General features: G+C 60.8%; 14 protein-coding genes and 2 tRNA genes. 4 read left to right on the top strand and 12 right to left on the bottom strand.

Translation table 11 applies throughout. The features are described 5' to 3' along the window. Positions 1-30 precede the first annotated feature (30 nt). From rpsR to rnr, 4 genes are all read right to left on the bottom strand, one after another. Entirely contained in the window at positions 31-261 is a 231-nt protein-coding gene (gene rpsR, locus C4J92_RS02940) for a 30S ribosomal protein S18 (protein ID WP_002551829.1), read from the bottom strand. Positions 262-289: 28 nt separating this feature from the next. Continuing rightward, the gene (rpsF, locus tag C4J92_RS02935) at positions 290-712 is read right to left on the bottom strand and encodes a 30S ribosomal protein S6 (protein WP_003236224.1); all 423 of its coding nucleotides are present in this window, start codon (positions 710-712) and stop codon (positions 290-292) included. A 309-nt stretch (positions 713-1,021) separates the two neighbouring features. Then, positions 1,022-1,783 carry a 23S rRNA (guanosine(2251)-2'-O)-methyltransferase RlmB gene (gene rlmB / locus C4J92_RS02930; protein ID WP_124402898.1) on the bottom strand — a complete coding sequence of 254 codons (762 nt, stop codon included), beginning with the start codon at positions 1,781-1,783 and terminating at the stop codon, positions 1,022-1,024. Beyond that, positions 1,780-4,413, bottom strand: coding sequence for a ribonuclease R (gene rnr / locus C4J92_RS02925; RefSeq protein WP_124402897.1), 2,634 nt, complete (start codon positions 4,411-4,413; stop codon positions 1,780-1,782). The genes rlmB and rnr overlap by 4 nt, the downstream gene beginning before the upstream one ends. A gap of 225 nt (positions 4,414-4,638) precedes the next feature. Here rnr and C4J92_RS02920 point away from each other — a divergent pair. Further along, a tRNA-Leu gene (locus tag C4J92_RS02920) sits at positions 4,639-4,725 on the top strand. Between the two features lie 8 nt (positions 4,726-4,733). Here the strand turns inward: C4J92_RS02920 and C4J92_RS26905 are convergent. Then, entirely contained in the window at positions 4,734-4,904 is a 171-nt protein-coding gene (locus C4J92_RS26905; RefSeq protein ID WP_164485227.1) for a hypothetical protein, read from the bottom strand. Between C4J92_RS26905 and C4J92_RS02915 the strand changes: the two genes are divergently transcribed. The 3 genes from C4J92_RS02915 to C4J92_RS02905 all read left to right on the top strand — a co-directional run bounded on the left by C4J92_RS02915 (position 4,879) and on the right by C4J92_RS02905 (position 7,686). After that, positions 4,879-4,965 (top strand) — tRNA-Leu (locus C4J92_RS02915). The two genes, C4J92_RS26905 and C4J92_RS02915, sit on opposite strands and share 26 nt — an antisense overlap. Before the next feature lie 142 nt (positions 4,966-5,107). After that, the gene (locus tag C4J92_RS02910; protein ID WP_124402896.1) at positions 5,108-6,133 is read left to right on the top strand and encodes an iron ABC transporter substrate-binding protein; all 1,026 of its coding nucleotides are present in this window, start codon (positions 5,108-5,110) and stop codon (positions 6,131-6,133) included. Then, positions 6,133-7,686, top strand: coding sequence for an iron ABC transporter permease (locus tag C4J92_RS02905; RefSeq protein ID WP_124402895.1), 1,554 nt, complete (start codon positions 6,133-6,135; stop codon positions 7,684-7,686). Before C4J92_RS02910 ends, C4J92_RS02905 begins: the two co-directional genes overlap by 1 nt. Positions 7,687-7,776: 90 nt before the next feature. Here the strand turns inward: C4J92_RS02905 and C4J92_RS02900 are convergent, their stop codons facing one another. From C4J92_RS02900 to hfq, 7 genes are all read right to left on the bottom strand, one after another. After that, the gene (locus tag C4J92_RS02900; protein WP_124402894.1) at positions 7,777-9,711 is read right to left on the bottom strand and encodes a methyl-accepting chemotaxis protein; all 1,935 of its coding nucleotides are present in this window, start codon (positions 9,709-9,711) and stop codon (positions 7,777-7,779) included. A gap of 140 nt (positions 9,712-9,851) precedes the next feature. Beyond that, positions 9,852-11,141: an adenylosuccinate synthase gene (locus C4J92_RS02895; RefSeq protein ID WP_124402893.1), complete on the bottom strand. Its 1,290-nt coding sequence runs from the start codon at positions 11,139-11,141 to the stop codon at positions 9,852-9,854. Between the two features lie 54 nt (positions 11,142-11,195). After that, the gene (locus tag C4J92_RS02890; RefSeq protein ID WP_124402892.1) at positions 11,196-12,383 is read right to left on the bottom strand and encodes an ATP phosphoribosyltransferase regulatory subunit; all 1,188 of its coding nucleotides are present in this window, start codon (positions 12,381-12,383) and stop codon (positions 11,196-11,198) included. Between the two features lie 292 nt (positions 12,384-12,675). Next, positions 12,676-13,542 (bottom strand): protease modulator HflC, encoded by an 867-nt coding sequence (hflC, locus tag C4J92_RS02885; protein ID WP_003188064.1) that lies wholly within the window; start codon positions 13,540-13,542, stop codon positions 12,676-12,678. Further along, the gene (gene hflK, locus C4J92_RS02880) at positions 13,542-14,717 is read right to left on the bottom strand and encodes an FtsH protease activity modulator HflK (RefSeq protein WP_124365625.1); all 1,176 of its coding nucleotides are present in this window, start codon (positions 14,715-14,717) and stop codon (positions 13,542-13,544) included. The genes hflC and hflK overlap by 1 nt, the downstream gene beginning before the upstream one ends. Before the next feature lie 96 nt (positions 14,718-14,813). Next, complete coding sequence (hflX, locus tag C4J92_RS02875) at positions 14,814-16,115, bottom strand: ribosome rescue GTPase HflX (protein ID WP_124402891.1); 1,302 nt, start codon at positions 16,113-16,115, stop codon at positions 14,814-14,816. 12 nt (positions 16,116-16,127) lie between these two features. After that, positions 16,128-16,388, bottom strand: coding sequence for an RNA chaperone Hfq (gene hfq, locus C4J92_RS02870; RefSeq protein ID WP_016976904.1), 261 nt, complete (start codon positions 16,386-16,388; stop codon positions 16,128-16,130). Positions 16,389-16,398: the final 10 nt, after the last annotated feature.

The following is a 16,398-nucleotide window of genomic DNA, read 5'->3' as shown; positions in this document are numbered from 1 at the left end:
AATCCCTTACTACTTGTCGACTGCCCGGTCTCAGCGGCCGTGGCTGTCGGTGTAGGCCAGCAGGGCCAGGAAGCGGGCGCGCTTGATAGCGGTGGCCAGCTGACGCTGATAACGTGCTTTGGTACCGGTGATACGGCTTGGAACGATTTTGCCGGTCTCGGATACGTAGGCTTTCAGAGTGTTGAGATCTTTGTAATCGATCTCTTTCACGTCTTCAGCGGTGAAGCGGCAGAATTTACGACGACGGAAGAAACGTGCCATTTGATAGGCTCCTTAAAAGGTCCGTGGATTACTCGTCAGCGTTATCGCTGTTGTCGCTGTCATCACTATCAGCGCTATCAGCGCCTTCGTGCTCAGGACGGTCGCGACGCTCACGGCGCTCACTGCGGTTTTCTTCAGCCTTGAGCATCTCGGATTGGCCGGTAACGGCTTCTTCGCGACGGATGACCAGGTTACGGATCACTGCATCGTTGTAGCGGAAGTTGTCTTCCAGCTCGGCCAAGGCCTTGCCAGTGCATTCAACGTTCAGCATCACGTAGTGAGCCTTGTGAACATTGTTGATTGCGTAGGCCAGTTGACGACGGCCCCAATCTTCCAGACGGTGGATTTTGCCGCCGTCTTCTTCGATCAGCTTGGTGTAACGCTCAACCATGCCGCCGACTTGCTCGCTTTGATCCGGGTGGACCAAAAAGATGATTTCGTAATGACGCATGAATGCTCCTTACGGGTTGTAGCCTGCCGCTCAAAAACGGTCAGACAAGGAGTGAATGACACTTATGGATCTTGCCGCAGGGGAGGCACATGCGTGCCTGCCAGGTGGGCAAGGGGCGCAATTGTAGAGAAGGGGAAGGAGCGGCGCAAGGTGATTGGTGATTATTTGAACAATCCCCCAAACACCACAAAAACAAATGTGGGAGGGGGCTTGCTCCCGATAGCGGTGTTTCAGTTACAGATGTTGTGACTGACTCACCGCCATCGGGAGCAAGCCCCCTCCCACATGTTGATCCAGGCCAGGCCTGGCTTACTTCTTGGGCTTGGCCTTCGCCTTGGCACCGCGTTGACGCTGGGCTTCAAACAGGCACACGCCCGTTGCCACCGAAACGTTCAGGCTGCTGACGCTACCGGCCATCGGCAAGTGCACCAGATAATCGCAATGCTCACGGGTCAAGCGACGCATGCCCTTGCCTTCGGCGCCCATGATCAGGATGGTCGGGCCGGTGAGGTCCTGGTGATAGATGCTGACTTCAGCCTCCCCCGCCGTGCCGACAATCCACAAGCCACGTTGCTGGAGTTTTTCCAGGGTGCGCGCCAGGTTGGTCACGGCCACCAGCGGAATCACTTCCGCCGCGCCGCAGGCGACTTTACGCACGACCGGCGTGAGGGTCGCCGACTTGTCTTTAGGCACGATCACCGCCAGCGCGCCGGCAGCATCCGCCGAACGCAGGCAGGCGCCGAGGTTGTGCGGGTCGGTCACGCCGTCCAGCACCAGCAGCAACGGCGCGCCTTCGGTACGGTCGAGCAGCTCGTCGAGCATGGCCTCGCCCCACACCTGGCTCGGACTGACGTCAGCAACCACGCCCTGGTGAACGCCTTCGACCCATACGTCCATTTCACGGCGTTCAGCCTGGCCGATGGCAACCTTGTTCTGGTTGGCCAGCTCGACCAGCGCCTGCACGCGTGGCTCGCTGCGACCTTCCGCCAACCACACTTGCTTGACACGCTTGGGGTGGTGACGCAGCAGTGCTTCTACGGCATGCACGCCGTAGATTTTTTCCAGACTCATGGCTTGGCCTTAGGTTTGCGCGACCCGCCGCTTTTCGCGGGGGCCGAACCCGCTTTGGGCGGGCCTTTACGGTGTTTACTGGGTTTGCTCGACGGTTTTTCCGCCCCTTGGGACTTTCCCCCAGACGCCGCTTTACCACCGCTTTTGGCTTCGTTGAGCAACTGCTGCTTCAACTCGCGACTCTTGCGCAGCTCGGCATTTTTCGCCGCAGCATCGCTTGGGCGATAGGCTTCCGGGGCCTTTTCCTTGGCCGAAGAACGACGACCGGCCTTGGCTGGCGCAGGCTCGGCGGCCGCCGCTTTCGCAGGAGCCCCTTTGCCTTTGCTGGCCGGTGCGGTGGTTTCGCCGCCACGCTTTTTGCGACCCGCAGGCTCGGCCGGCTTGTCAGGCATACCGAAGTCGATCTTGCGCTCGTCGAGGTCGACGCGCATGACCTGCACTTCTACCGTGTCACCCAGGCGGAAACTGCGCCCGGTGCGCTCGCCCGCCAGGCGATGATGCACTGGGTCGAAGTGATAGTAGTCACCCGGCAAGGCGGTGACGTGCACCAGGCCCTCGACGTAGATGTCGGTCAGCTCGACGAACAGGCCGAAACCGGTCACGGCGGTGATCACACCCGGGAACGACTCGCCCACGCGATCCTTCATGAATTCGCACTTGAGCCAATTCACCACATCGCGGGTGGCTTCATCAGCGCGGCGCTCGCTCATGGAGCACTGCTCGCCCAACTGCTCCAGGGCCGCTTCGTCGTACGGATAGATCCGTGCCTTCGGAATGGTCATGGCACCGGCGCGCTTGACGTGCGGGGTGTTCTGCTTGGAATGGATCACGCTGCGGATCGCGCGGTGCGTAAGCAGGTCCGGGTAACGACGGATCGGCGAGGTGAAGTGGGTGTACGCCTCGTAATTCAGGCCGAAGTGGCCCTGGTTATCGGCGCTGTACACCGCCTGGCTCAACGAACGCAGCATGACGGTCTGGATCACGTGGTAATCCGGACGGTCCTTGATGCTGGCCAACAGAGCCTGGTAGTCCTTCGGCGTCGGGCCGTCCTTGCCTTTGTGCAGGGACAGGCCGAGCTCACCGAGGAAGGCGCGCAGTTTTTCCAGGCGCTCCGGCGGCGGGCCGTCGTGCACCCGGTACAGCGCTGGAATCTCGTGCTTTTTCAGGAATTCAGCGGTGGCCACGTTGGCGGCCAGCATGCATTCCTCGATCAGCTTGTGCGCGTCGTTACGCGTCGTTGGGGTGATCGCGGCGATCTTGCGCTCGGAACCGAAGACAATCCGGGTTTCCTGGGTTTCAAAATCGATCGCGCCACGCACATGACGGGCACCCAGCAACACTTTGTACAACGAGTACAGCTGCTTGAGGTGCGGCACCACGTCGGCGTACTCGGTACGCAGGGCTTTGGCTTCGCTGGTCTTCGGCGTTTCCAGGATGGTGCTGACCTTGTTGTAGGTCAGGCGCGCCTGGGAATGGATCACCGCTTCGTAGAACTGGTAGTCGGTCATTTCGCCGGTTTTCGAGATGGTCATCTCGCACACCATGGCCAAACGGTCGACTTTCGGGTTCAGGGAGCACAGGCCGTTGGACAGCTGCTCGGGCAGCATCGGGATGACGCGCTCAGGGAAGTACACGGAGTTGCCGCGCACCTGGGCTTCGTTATCCAGGGCCGAACCGATCTTCACGTAGCTGGACACGTCGGCAATCGCGACGAACAGCTTCCAGCCGCCGGAGAACAGGCGCAGTTTGCCAGGCTTGGCTTCGCAGTAGACCGCATCGTCGAAGTCGCGGGCGTCTTCGCCGTCGATGGTGACGAACGGCAGATGGCGCAGGTCGATGCGCTTCTCTTTGTCCTTGTCTTCGACTTCCGGCTTGAGCTTGGCGGCTTCCTTGAGCACAGCGTCGGGCCAGACGTGAGGAATATCGTAGGTGCGCAGCGCGACGTCGATTTCCATGCCCGGCGCCATGTAGTTGCCGACCACTTCAACGATGTCGCCCTGGGGCTGGAAGCGCGCAGTTGGCCAGTGGGTGATTTTCACCTCGACGAACTGGCCGACCTTGGCGGCGCCATTGCGGCCCGGGGTGATCAGCACTTCCTGCTGGACCTTCGGGTTATCCGGCACGACGAAGCCGATACCGCCTTCTTCGAAATAACGGCCGACGATGGACTCGTGGGCACGGGACACCACTTCGACGATCACGCCTTCACGACGACCACGACGGTCCAGGCCGGAAACACGCGCCAGGGCACGGTCGCCGTCGAACACCAGGCGCATTTGCGCGGGGCTCATGAACAGGTCGTCGCTGCCATCATCCGGGATCAGGAAGCCGAAGCCGTCCCGGTGGCCGGCGATGCGGCCGAGGATCAGGTCGAGCTTGTCGACCGGCGCATAGGTGCCACGGCGGGTGTAGATCAGCTGAGCGTCGCGCTCCATCGCACGCAAACGGCGGCGCAGGGCTTCGAGCTGGTCTTCGGTGGTCAGACCGAATTCTTCAACCAGCTGCTCACGGCTAGCAGGCGAACCACGATCGGCGAGGTGCGCCAGGATCAGTTCGCGGCTAGGAATAGGGTTTTCATATTTTTCCGCTTCACGAGCGGCCTCGGGATCGAGGGACTGCCAATCGGCCATTAGAGAGTTTTCACCTTGTCTATATGCGGGTTAGTTTGGCATACGCGTATTGAAACGGGAAATTTCAGGCATCAACAAGTGTTTAAAAGCCCTTTGTAGCCCACCGACGCGTACCTTGCACGACCATTGAGGGAATTTTCCAGGCTTTTTTCATACCAGGGGTTTACAGCTGAAAAAGGGCTCCGTATAGTGCGCGCCATCGACGACGGCAACGTTGTTGATGCTGCCCAGGTGGTGAAATTGGTAGACACGCCAGCTTCAGGTGCTGGTGATCGCAAGGTCGTGGAAGTTCGAGTCTTCTCCTGGGCACCAAATTCAGATCAAACCCGCGAAAGCGGGTTTTTTCGTTTCAGGTCTTTGATTCTTAACGTAAAACCTGATTTATTTTTTTGAATCAGGGGTTTACAGATCAAAAAGCCCGCCGTATAGTTCGCCCCATCAACAGCGGCAACGTTGCTTGATAATGCCCAGGTGGTGAAATTGGTAGACACGCCAGCTTCAGGTGCTGGTGATCGCAAGGTCGTGGAAGTTCGAGTCTTCTCCTGGGCACCAAAATTCAGATCAAACCCGCGAAAGCGGTTTTTTTCGTTTCTGGGGTTTAAAACTTGATGGTGGGGCCTGCTCATGCGCACTTGAGAAGGTTTATCGTTTATCCTTGTAAGAATTTGTAGCTTACAAGTGAGGAAAACCCCGGATGATGATCCGCGATATCCGTCTCAAGACCTCCCTTCTGCGTGGCCTGACCATCACTCTGCTCGGCCTGACCCTGCTCTCGCCCGCCGCCTATTCTGCCGATAAGGTCTCCCTGACCCTGTACAACGGCCAGCACAAGGAAGTCGGCGATGAACTCGCCAAAGCCTTCGAAGCCAAGACCGGCATTCACGTCAATGTACGCAAAGGCAGCAGCAATCAACTGGCCAGCCAAATCGTCGAAGAAGGCGACCGCTCGCCTGCCGACGTGATCTACACCGAAGAATCGCCGCCGCTGAACAAGCTGGGCGAGCAAGGCCTGCTGGCCAGGATCGATGCCAGCACCCTCGATGTATTGCCCAAAGACTACGTCGGCAGTAACGGTGACTGGATGGGCGTGACCGCACGCACCCGCGTCGTCGCTTTCAATCCCAAGCTGATTGCCGAAAAAGACCTGCCCAAATCGGTGCTGGATTTCGCCGGTCCCGAGTGGCAAGGCAAGGTTGGCTTCGTGCCCACCAGCGGTGCATTCCAGGAACAGGCGGTGGCGATCATCAAGCTGCACGGACGTGAAGCCGCAGAAGAATGGCTGACCGGCCTGCGCGCATTCGGCAAGGTGTACAGCAACAATATGGTTGCGCTCAAAGCCGTGGAAAACGGCGAAGTGGCTACGGTACTGGTGAACAACTATTACTGGTTTGCCCTGAAAAAAGAGAAAACCAACCTCGACTCCCAATTGCACTACTTCACCGACGGCGATGCGGGCGGTCTGATTACGGTGTCTTCGGCTGCAGCGCTGAAATCCAGCAAACACCCCAAGGAAGCCCAGCAACTGCTGGCGTTCATGGCCAGTGAAGAAGGCCAGCGCGTGATCACCAACACCTCGGCTGAATACCCGCTGCGCAAAGGCATGCAGTCCAATCGCGGCCTCAAGCCTTTCAACGAACTGCAGCCGCCGAAAGTCACCCCCGCCGACCTGGGCAATGCCGAAGAGGCCCTGGACCTGGAACGTGACGTTGGCTTGAACTGATGAACCCATCGCTCAGCGCCGCAGGTTTTCGCCCCCGGCGCAAACGCCCTTCGATCTGGCTGCTGTTGCCGGTGCTGTTGCTGGTTGGCCTGAGCCTGTTGCCGCTGGCCTATGTCGGGCTCAAGACCTGGCAGGCTGGTTGGGCGCAGGCGGTGCATCTGCTGTGGCGACCTTATGTCTTCGGGCTGCTGCGCAACACCCTGGCGCTGATGGTGGGCGTGACGGTGGTGTGCGGCGTGGTCGGCCTGTCCCTGGCCTGGTTGCTGGAGCGCAGCAACCTGCCTGGGCGGCGCCTCTGGGGGGTGATCCTGTGCCTGCCGTTTGCGGTGCCGGCGTTTGTCAGCAGCTTTACTTGGGTGTCGCTGAGCGCCAACTTCGAAGGCCTCGGCGGCGCGATCCTGGTGATGAGCCTGTCCAAATACCCGCTGGTGTTTCTGCCGGTGGCCGCGACACTGCGCAATCTTGATCCCGCCCTGGAAGAATCGGCGCGTACCCTGGGCCTGAACCGCTGGGGCGTATTCCGGCGCATCACCTTGCCGCTGCTGTGGCCCTCGCTGGTGGCCGGCGCGCTGCTGATTGCGCTGCACATGCTGGTGGAGTTCGGCGCTTTGTCGATCATCGGCCTGCAGACCTTCACGACCGCGATCTATCAGCAATTCGAGCTGGAGTTCAGCAATGCCAATGCGGCGATGCTCTCGGCGGTGCTGCTGGCGATGTGCCTGACCCTGTTGTGGCTGGAGCTGCGCATGCGTGGCAAGGGCCGCCATGTGCGTATCGGCCAGGGCGCGGCGCGGCATGCCGAACAGGTTAAATTGGGCAAGTGGGCGCCGCTCGGTCAGCTGTATTGCCTGGCGCTGGCAGTCATCGGCAGCGGCATTCCGCTGGGGATGCTCGGTTATTGGCTGGCCGTGGGTTCGTCGGCGGCGTTTCCGGTGGCCGAGATCAGTGAAGCGTTGTTATCATCCCTGGCGCTGTCCCTGGGTGGCGCAGCGGTGTGCCTGGCGTTGGCGGTGCCGGTAGGCTTGCTGGTGGTGCGCTATAAAGGCCGACTGGCGATCTGGGCTGAACGCCTGCCCTACCTGCTGCACGCCCTGCCCGGCCTGGTGATTGCACTGACCCTGGTGTATTTCGCCCTGCATTACGTGCCGGCGCTGTATCAAACGTCGGCGCTGCTGCTGATCGCCTACGCGCTGTTGTTTCTGCCGCTGGCCCAGGCGCCGATACGCACGGCATTGAACAAGGCCGCGCCCCAGCTGGAAGAGGCTGCGCGGACGCTCGGGGCATCGCCCTTCAGTGCTTTTTGCCGGGTGACACTGCCGATCATCTTCCCGGCATTGGGTGCGGCGTTTGCCCTGGTGTTTCTGGATGCGATGAAGGAATTGACGGCGACCTTGCTGCTGAGTCCGACCGGGCTGAATACCTTGGCGACTGCCGTGTGGGCGCATACGTCGAATGTGGAGTTTGCGGCGGCTGCGCCTTATGCGGCGTTGTTGATCCTGGTGTCGGGGTTGCCGGTGTATCTGCTTACGACGCGGATGTATTTGAGCCGTTGAGATTGCTATCGGGGGCAAGCCCCCTCCCACATTTGGAATGCGTTCCCATGTGGGAGGGGCTTGCCCCCGATAGCGCCAGTCCAGGCGCCACTAAGCCCTGAACTGCCCCAAACTCGCCTTCAACTGCGCCGCTAACCCATCCAGCACCTTGCCACTGGCCGTGGTTTCCACCACTGCCTGCGCAGCACGCTCGGCCTGGGCGTGGATCACCTCGACGCGCCCACGCACCGCATGTGCGCCCTGAGCCTGATGCTCGGCCGCACGTGTCGCCAGGCCGATTGCCGCATGCACCTGCTCCACCGAAGCCTGCACCGTCTGCTGCAAACGCACGCTCTCGCGCAGTACCAGCAAGCCCTCACTGGCCTGGCGCCCGGCCTTGCCGATGGTGTCCACCGCCTCACGCGCGCCCTGTTGCAACGCCACGATATGCGCCTGGATATCACCGGTGGAGCTTTGGGTTTTACTGGCCAGTGCGCGAACCTCGTCCGCAACCACCGCAAAACCGCGCCCCGTTTCACCGGCGCGCGCCGCTTCGATGGCGGCGTTCAGGGCGAGCAGGTTGGTTTGCTCGGCGATCCCATGGATCACCGTCAGCACCACTTCAATCTGCTCACTCTGTTGGGCCAGGCGCTCGATAACCTGTGACCCCGCCTGCACCTGCCCCGCCAACGCTTCGATCAAACTGCCAACTTCGGCCGACGTGCGTGAGTTCTCATCCGTCGCGTGGCGAATCTCCACCACCTGTTGCAGCGCCGCCTGCATGGCATGGCTTTCGGCCTGGGCCTCATCGGCCATCTGCGACAGTGCGCGCAGGCTCTCGGCGACTTCATCACGCTGCAAACCGGCAGCCTTGTCGGCGCCCGCATTGCGCAAGGTCATCGCACCGATTTCCACACCGGTGCGCTGGGCCACTTCACCCGCTTCGCGCACGATGGGCTGCAACTTATCCACAAAGCGATTGACCGCCGACGCCATGTCGCCGATCTCATCCTTGCTGCTGATTTGCACCCGCTTGGTAAGGTCGCCCTCGCCCGCCGCCAAATCATCCATGGCAGCGATCAGCAGCTTCAAGCGGTTGACGACGCGGCGACCGAGCACGATGGCGATCAGCAGTAATACGCCAAGACCGACCAGCGCAAGGCCCATGCCGATGCGCCAGCGCAGGGTGCCGGCAGCCTCTTGAACCGCGCTGGTAGTGTTGGCGGTCATCTGGGTGGCCGTGGCTTGTGCTGATTGCAGGCGCGCGCCCATGGCCGCAGCGCTATCCGCCGCTGCGCCTTTGAGGCTGTCACCGACCAGTTGATCACCGCTGGCAATCAGCGCGGCAAAACGCTTGTCCAGCGCTTGCAGATCGGCCTCGACCGACGCGGTGGAAACCCCCATGCGGACCTTGCCGATCTCCACGCCGTTGGGGCTGATCGAGGCTTCGACGTAATACACCGCAGGATCAGTCTTGGCCGCGTCCAGCACTTTATCCAGGGCCCGCTCCCCCGCACCCTTTGCCAGCAGGGCCTGGTTGATCGGGTTTTCACGGTTCAGGTAACGGGTCAGGTGCTCGCCCGCCGCGTCGTCATACACCACGAACAACACGTTGGGATTACGCTGCGCACGCCGGGCGAACTCCGACAAGGTCGGCACATCGCTGTCCCACATGGCTCGCGGCGCCACCGACGCCAGCAACTGGGCCATGTCATTGGCAGAGTCCTGCAGGTCTTTTTCCAGGGTCGCACGCAATTGCCTCTGCTCTTCCTGAAGGCGCGTGGAAAGCCCTGCGGTCAGACGCTGACGGGTGCTGGTGGACAAACTGTCCAGACTGGACGTGACTTCCTTGCCGGCCTGGGCTAATTCGCCGGACAGCTTCTGGCTATCGACGCCCAGGCGATTACCCAAATCTGCCTCCAGGGCAGTAACGGTGCTCCGCGTCAGCGCGACGGCCACCAGCACTTGCACCAAAAGAGCGATACCTAGGGTAACGAACACTGGTCGCAACAGACGACTTTGTAACAACGAGAGAACGGCAGACACTGGGAATCCCTCCACCACGGGTGCCATTAAATTGATAGCACCTCGGAAAGAAGGAAACACAGCAAGGGTCGTGCCGCTTGCCAGACACAAACGAAAAAGGGCTCCCGAAGGAGCCCTTTGCTTTTTACATCAACAGCTTATTAAGCGAACGGATGACGCAGAACGATGGTCTCGTTGCGGTCCGGGCCCGTCGAAATAATGTCGATCGGCGCGCCAATCAGCTCTTCAACGCGCTTGATGTAAGCACGGGCATTGGCTGGCAGCTCTTCCAGGGTCTTGGCGCCCACGGTCGACTCGGTCCAGCCCGGCACTTCTTCGTACACAGGCTGCAGGCCCACGTAGCTGTCGGCGTCAGTAGGAGCGACGTCATTACCCTCGGCGTCTTTGTAACCGGTGCAGATGTTGATGGCTTCCAGACCGTCGAGTACGTCCAGCTTGGTCAGGCAGATGCCCGAGATGCTGTTCACATCGATAGCGCGACGCAGGATAACGGCGTCGAACCAGCCACAACGACGGGCACGGCCGGTAGTTGCGCCGAACTCATGACCTTGCTTGGCCAGGTGCGCGCCGACTTCGTCGAACAGCTCAGTCGGGAACGGGCCCGAACCTACACGGGTGGTGTAAGCCTTGGTGATGCCCAGGATGTAGTCCAGGAACATCGGGCCAACGCCCGAACCAGTAGCAACGCCGCCAGCGGTGGTGTTGGAACTGGTCACGTACGGGTAGGTGCCGTGGTCGATGTCGAGCAACGAACCCTGGGCGCCTTCGAACATGATGTCTTTGCCGGCGCGACGCAGGTCGTGCAGTTCGGCCGTCACGTCCAGCATCAGCGGCTTGAGCAGCTCAGCGTATTCCTTGCACTCGGCCAGCGTCTTTTCGAACTCGATGGCCGGTTCTTTGTAGTAACCCACCAGCATGAAGTTGTGGTAATCCACCAGTTCACGCAGCTTGTCTTCAAAGCGCGGCATGTTGAGCAGGTCGCCCACACGCAGGCCACGGCGCGCTACCTTGTCTTCGTAGGCCGGGCCGATGCCGCGACCGGTGGTGCCGATCTTCAGCTCGCCGCGGGCCTTTTCACGGGCCTGGTCCAGCGCCACGTGGAAGGACAGGATCAGCGGGCAGGATGGGCTGATACGCAGGCGCTCACGCACCGGTACGCCTTTCTCTTCCAGCTTGGTGATCTCGCGCAACAGGGCGTCCGGTGCAACCACCACGCCGTTGCCGATCAGGCACTGCACGCCTTCGCGCAGTACGCCCGACGGGATCAGGTGCAAGACGGTTTTTTCGCCATCGATGACCAGGGTGTGACCCGCGTTGTGGCCACCTTGGTAGCGCACTACGGCGGCAGCATGTTCGGTCAGCAGATCAACGATCTTGCCTTTGCCCTCATCACCCCATTGGGTGCCCAGGACTACGACATTCTTACCCATAACACTTGTCCTCATTCGCGCAAACTTGGTGCCGGCGATGGCCGGCAGGAAAACTCAAGAAGCCAGTGGCGATACTTGCCAAAGCCCGTTCTGCTGAATCAATTGCCGGTCGCAGTCCGCTTCACGGGCGGCGGCCAATGGCTGCCCAGGCAAGGCCTGGACGACACGCTGACCCTCACTGCGCAACTGGCAAACCTGCTGCCAGAGTGCCGCGTCCGTACTGTCGGGCATCCAGATGCCACCAGACGGCAGCTCGACCTCAGCACGCCCCAGGGTCACCAGGGTTTTCAAATCGGTGGAAAAGCCAGTGGCCGGACGGGCGCGACCGAAGTCGGCGCCGATATCGTCGTAGCGACCGCCCTGGGCGATGGCCTGGCCAACACCCGAAACGAACACCGCGAACACCACACCGGTGTGGTAGTGGTAGCCGCGCAACTCGCCCAGGTCAAAATACAGCGGCAATTGCGGGAAGCGCGCCGACAACTGCTCGGCGATCGCCAGCACATCGTCCAGGGCCGCCAATACCGGCGCTGGCGCATTGGCCAGGCGTTCACGTGCAGCCACCAGCACTTCACGGCCGCCGCACAGGTTGACCAACGCGCGCAACATCTGCGCGAGGTCAGCCGGCACGCCTTCGGTGAGGGCGATCACTTCGTCAATCGCCTTGCGTTGCAGGGCGTCGAACAGTTGTTGCTCGGCTTCACCGGACAAACCAGCGGCACGAGCGAGGCCACGGTAGATACCGACGTGGCCCAGGTCCATGTGCACGTCCGGCACATCAGCCAGTTGCAGCATGGCCAGCATCAGGCTGATCACCTCGATGTCGCTGCTCGGGCTCGCATCGCCATACAGCTCGGCGCCCAACTGGATCGGGCTCCGGGACGATGACAAGGCACGCGGCTGGGCGTGCAGCACGCTGCCGGCGTAGCACAGGCGGCTCGGGCCTTCGCGGCGCAGGGTGTGCGCATCGATACGCGCCACTTGCGGCGTGATGTCGGCGCGGAACCCCATCTGCCGGCCCGATTGTGGGTCGATAACCTTAAAGGTGCGCAGATCCAGGTCCTGGCCCGCGCCGGTCAGCAGGGATTCCAGGTACTCGATATGGGGAGTCACGACAAACTCGTAACCCCAGCTCTGGAACAGATCCAACACCTGGCGACGCGCTACTTCAATGCGCGCAGCTTCTGGTGGCAGTACTTCTTCGATGCCATCTGGCAGCAGCCAGCGGTCTACCGTTGCCATTACGCCATTCCCCTATGATCCGGGCGGCCAGCCCTCGGCCGAGCCTTGAGTGAAGCAGAAAATACCCGCCGCCTGCATAAACCACGCGCAAGAGCGACGTGACGAACGACCTGTAACCGGCCTCGTCGGGCACTTTCCTCGAAAAACCTGTCACGCCTGCCGAATCGAACATGCAGACGCAAAAAAGCCGGGAATTTCCCGGCTGCCGCATCATACACCCGTTTTCTGAAAGGATCACCCCGCCAGGCATTTTAGCCGCCCGACGGAGTGGTCCTGCAGAATCACAGGCCTGTTACTTGGACTTTTCCAGGTAGCGGAAGAAGTCGCTGCTTGGGTCCAGCACCAGCACGTCGGTCTTATTCGCGAAGCTTTCACGGTAGGCACGCAGGCTACGGTAGAACGCGTAGAACTCCTGGTCCTGGCCGTAAGCCTTGGCGTAGATCGCCGCGGCTTGAGCATCACCATCACCACGGGCCTCTTCAGACTCGCGATAGGCTTCTGCCAGCAGTACACGGCGCTGACGATCGGCATCCGCACGGATACCTTCGGCCAGCTCGTTACCCTTGGCGCGGTGCTCACGGGCCTCACGCTCACGCTCGGTGCTCATGCGCTCGAACACGCTGCGGTTCACTTCCTTCGGCAGGTCAATGGCCTTGACCCGCACATCGACCACTTCGATACCCAGCTCTTTCTCCGCCATGGTGTTCAGCGAACGAGTGATGTCAGCCATCAGCGCATCACGCTCACCGGATACCACCTCATGCAGGGTGCGCTTACCAAACTGGTCGCGCAGGCCCGATTCCAGACGGCGCGACAAACGCTCGTCGGCAATCTGCTTGAGGCCGGAAGTCGCGGTGTAGAAGCGCTCGGCGTCCTTGACGCGCCACTTGGCGTAGGCGTCAACCATCACGGCTTTCTTTTCCAGGGTCAGGAAGCGCTGTGTCGGTGCATCCAGGGTCATCAGGCGGGCGTCGAACTTGCGCACCTGGTTGACGTAGGGGACTTTCACATGCAGGCCCGGCTGGACATCCGCCTGGACCACGCGACCGAATTGCAGCAGCACCGCACGCTCGGTCTGAGCCACGATGTAGAAGCAGTTCCAGGCAGCGATGACCACGACGACGCCCACAATCAGGGCGGTCAGCGATTTATTGCTCATCAACGGCTCTCCCTGGTACGTGTTTGCTGTTGCAGCAAGTCAGCGGCCGCACGGGCGCTCGCTTCGTTGGCAGCGGCATTCGAACCGGTGGACGGCGCGCTGGCGCCGCTACGACCACCTTCGATCATCTTGTCCAGCGGCAGGTACAGCAGGTTGTTCTGCCCACCCTTGCTGCCGGTCACGAGAACCTTGCTCGTATTGCTGAAGACTTCCTGCATGGTGTCCAGGTACAGACGCTCACGGGTCACTTCAGGTGCCTTGCGGTACTCGGCAACCAATTTGGTAAAGCGGTCTGCCTCACCCTTGGCACGGGAGACCACTTCGTCGCGGTAGCCGTTGGCATCTTCGAGGATGCGCTGGGCTTGACCACGGGCTTCCGGCACCACGCCATTGGCGTAGGTTTCTGCCTGGTTGCGCGAACGCTGCTCGTCTTCACGGGCACGGATCACGTCGTCAAAGGCTTCCTGCACTTCACGCGGTGCGGCAGCGCTCTGTACGTTGACCTGGGTGACGGTGATACCGGTGCGATAGGTATCGAGGAACCGTTGCAGGCGCTCCTTGATTTCGCTGGCCATCAATTCACGCCCTTCGGTCAGCACCTGGTCCATGGCGGTGGAACCCACCACGTGGCGCAAGGCACTTTCGGTTGCGTGTTGCAGGCTGATTTCCGGCTGGTCGACGTTCAGCACGAAGTCCTGCAGGTTGGTGATCTTGTACTGCACGGTCAGCGGTACTTCGACGATGTTCTCGTCTTCGGTCAGCATCTGGCCCTGCTTGGTGTAGGCACGCTCACGCGTGACGTTCTCCATGTACTTCTTGTCGATCGGCGGGAAATAGATGTTCAGGCCTGGCCCGACAGTCTCGTAGTACTTGCCGAAGCGCAGCACCACGGCTTGCTCCTGCTCGTCCACTACATAGACCGCGCTGTACAGCCAGACGGCCGCAAGCACGACAAGGCCCAGGCCCAGCAGGCCATAGCCACCGCCCTTGCTCGTGCGACCACCCTCGTCACTACCGCGTTTTTTTCCACCACCGAACAACCCATTCAGGCTTTCCTGCAGCTTTCGGAAGGCCTCGTCGAGATCCGGTGGCCCCTTGCGGTCGCCATTATTGCGGCGCTTACCACCCCAAGGATCCTGATTATTCGAGTTGCCACCCGGCTCATTCCAAGCCATAGCGCTCTCCATCTGATAAAGCAAAGACGCACCCACGGCGCGCCGACCAATGCTACAGAATGCCTGCCACCGCGGCACAACCGCTTTCTCAGGCTTTTATTGCAAAGTGTGTTGCTCGATGAACTCTGCCGGTACAACACCCTCGCGACTGACCAGTCGATTAAGCTCCGAGCGCGGCAATCGAACGTCCAGCAAGCTGACACCTTCTTCGTCGTGTTCTTCTTTCTGTACCGCGCCCAGCTCGAAAAACTGTGCACGCAGTCGAGCAAAACGCTGCGGCAAGCGCAAGGTGCCCACGAACAAATCGCTGCCGAGCAACTCGGCAATGGCTTGTTCCAGCAGCTCCAGGCCACTCCCATCACGCGCCGACAGCCAGACCCGCTGGGGCTTGCCGTTCTCGTCGCGCTGAATTTGTGGCTCAACGCCTTCAAGCAGATCGAGTTTGTTATAGACCTCGAGGATCGGCAAGTCCTGTGCACCAATCTCGCCCAGCACTACCATCACCTGCTCGATCTGCAGCATGCGATCCGGTTCAGCCGCATCGATTACGTGCAACAGCAGGTCGGAACTGCTCGACTCTTCGAGCGTAGACCGAAATGCCTCGACCAGCTTGTGCGGCAAGTGGCGGATGAAACCCACGGTATCGGCCAGGACGATCGGCCCCAGGTCGCCGATATCCAGGCGGCGCAGGGTCGGGTCGAGCGTGGCGAACAGTTGGTCTGCCGCGTACACGTCCGATTTCGTCACGTTGTTGAAGAGTGTGGATTTGCCGGCGTTGGTGTACCCCACCAAGGACACGGTAGGGATATCCGCACGCGAACGGCCTCGACGCGATTGCTCGCGCTGGCTGCGCACTTTTTCCAGGCGGCCCTTGATCTGGCGCAGGCGAACCCGCAACAGGCGTCGGTCGGTTTCCAGCTGGGTTTCACCCGGGCCACGCATGCCGATGCCGCCGCCCTGGCGCTCAAGGTGAGTCCAGCCGCGCACCAGGCGGGTGCTCATGTGGTCAAGCTGGGCCAGTTCGACCTGCAGCTTGCCTTCATGGGTGCGCGCGCGTTGGGCGAAGATATCGAGAATCAGACCGGTGCGGTCGATCACGCGACACTCGAAGACACGTTCGAGGTTACGTTCCTGACTGGGCGTGAGGGTGTGATTGAAGATCACCAGATCGGCTTCTTCAGCGTGGACCAGGTCGCGCAATTCCTCGACCTTGCCGCTGCCGATCAGGTATTTGGCGGTTGGCCGATGACGCGGCACGTTAAAAAACGCAACGGTCTCGGCGCCGGCCGAATTTGCCAACTCCTGAAACTCCTGCGGATCTTCGCGCGCCTCAGGGTCCTGTCCATCCAAGTGAACGAGGATCACTCGCTCACCACCACCGTGGCGCTCAAAGAACAAAGGAGACTCCTATCAGGCGTTACCTGGCTCAGCGTCAGCTGCTTCATCACCTGCTGCGCTAGGCAGACGGATTGGACGAACAGGGACGACTGTCGAGATAGCGTGTTTGTAAACCATCTGGCTGACGGTATTTTTCAGCAGGATCACGAACTGGTCGAACGACTCGATCGTACCTTGCAACTTGATACCGTTGACCAGATAGATGGAAACCCCCACTTTCTCTTTACGTAAAGTATTCAAGTAAGGGTCTTGTAGCGAATGCCCTTTTGACATGTGCCGCACT

Source organism: Pseudomonas sp. R3-18-08 (genome assembly GCF_003852065.1).
Classification (GTDB): domain Bacteria; phylum Pseudomonadota; class Gammaproteobacteria; order Pseudomonadales; family Pseudomonadaceae; genus Aquipseudomonas.
Note: the sequence above shows the minus strand (reverse complement) of the source record. Positions and strands in the feature narration are given on the sequence as shown.

Coding starts and splice junctions, on each gene's coding strand:
- C4J92_RS02895 (WP_124402893.1), bottom strand. CDS start 11,141: ATGGGTAAGAATGTCGTAGTCCTGGGCACCCAATGGGGTGATGAGGGC.
- C4J92_RS02910 (WP_124402896.1), top strand. CDS start 5,108: ATGATGATCCGCGATATCCGTCTCAAGACCTCCCTTCTGCGTGGCCTG.
- hflC (WP_003188064.1), bottom strand. CDS start 13,542: ATGAGCAATAAATCGCTGACCGCCCTGATTGTGGGCGTCGTCGTGGTC.
- C4J92_RS02890 (WP_124402892.1), bottom strand. CDS start 12,383: ATGGCAACGGTAGACCGCTGGCTGCTGCCAGATGGCATCGAAGAAGTA.
- C4J92_RS02905 (WP_124402895.1), top strand. CDS start 6,133: ATGAACCCATCGCTCAGCGCCGCAGGTTTTCGCCCCCGGCGCAAACGC.
- rpsF (WP_003236224.1), bottom strand. CDS start 712: ATGCGTCATTACGAAATCATCTTTTTGGTCCACCCGGATCAAAGCGAG.
- rlmB (WP_124402898.1), bottom strand. CDS start 1,783: ATGAGTCTGGAAAAAATCTACGGCGTGCATGCCGTAGAAGCACTGCTG.
- hfq (WP_016976904.1), bottom strand. CDS start 16,388: ATGTCAAAAGGGCATTCGCTACAAGACCCTTACTTGAATACTTTACGT.
- rpsR (WP_002551829.1), bottom strand. CDS start 261: ATGGCACGTTTCTTCCGTCGTCGTAAATTCTGCCGCTTCACCGCTGAA.
- rnr (WP_124402897.1), bottom strand. CDS start 4,413: ATGGCCGATTGGCAGTCCCTCGATCCCGAGGCCGCTCGTGAAGCGGAA.
- hflK (WP_124365625.1), bottom strand. CDS start 14,717: ATGGCTTGGAATGAGCCGGGTGGCAACTCGAATAATCAGGATCCTTGG.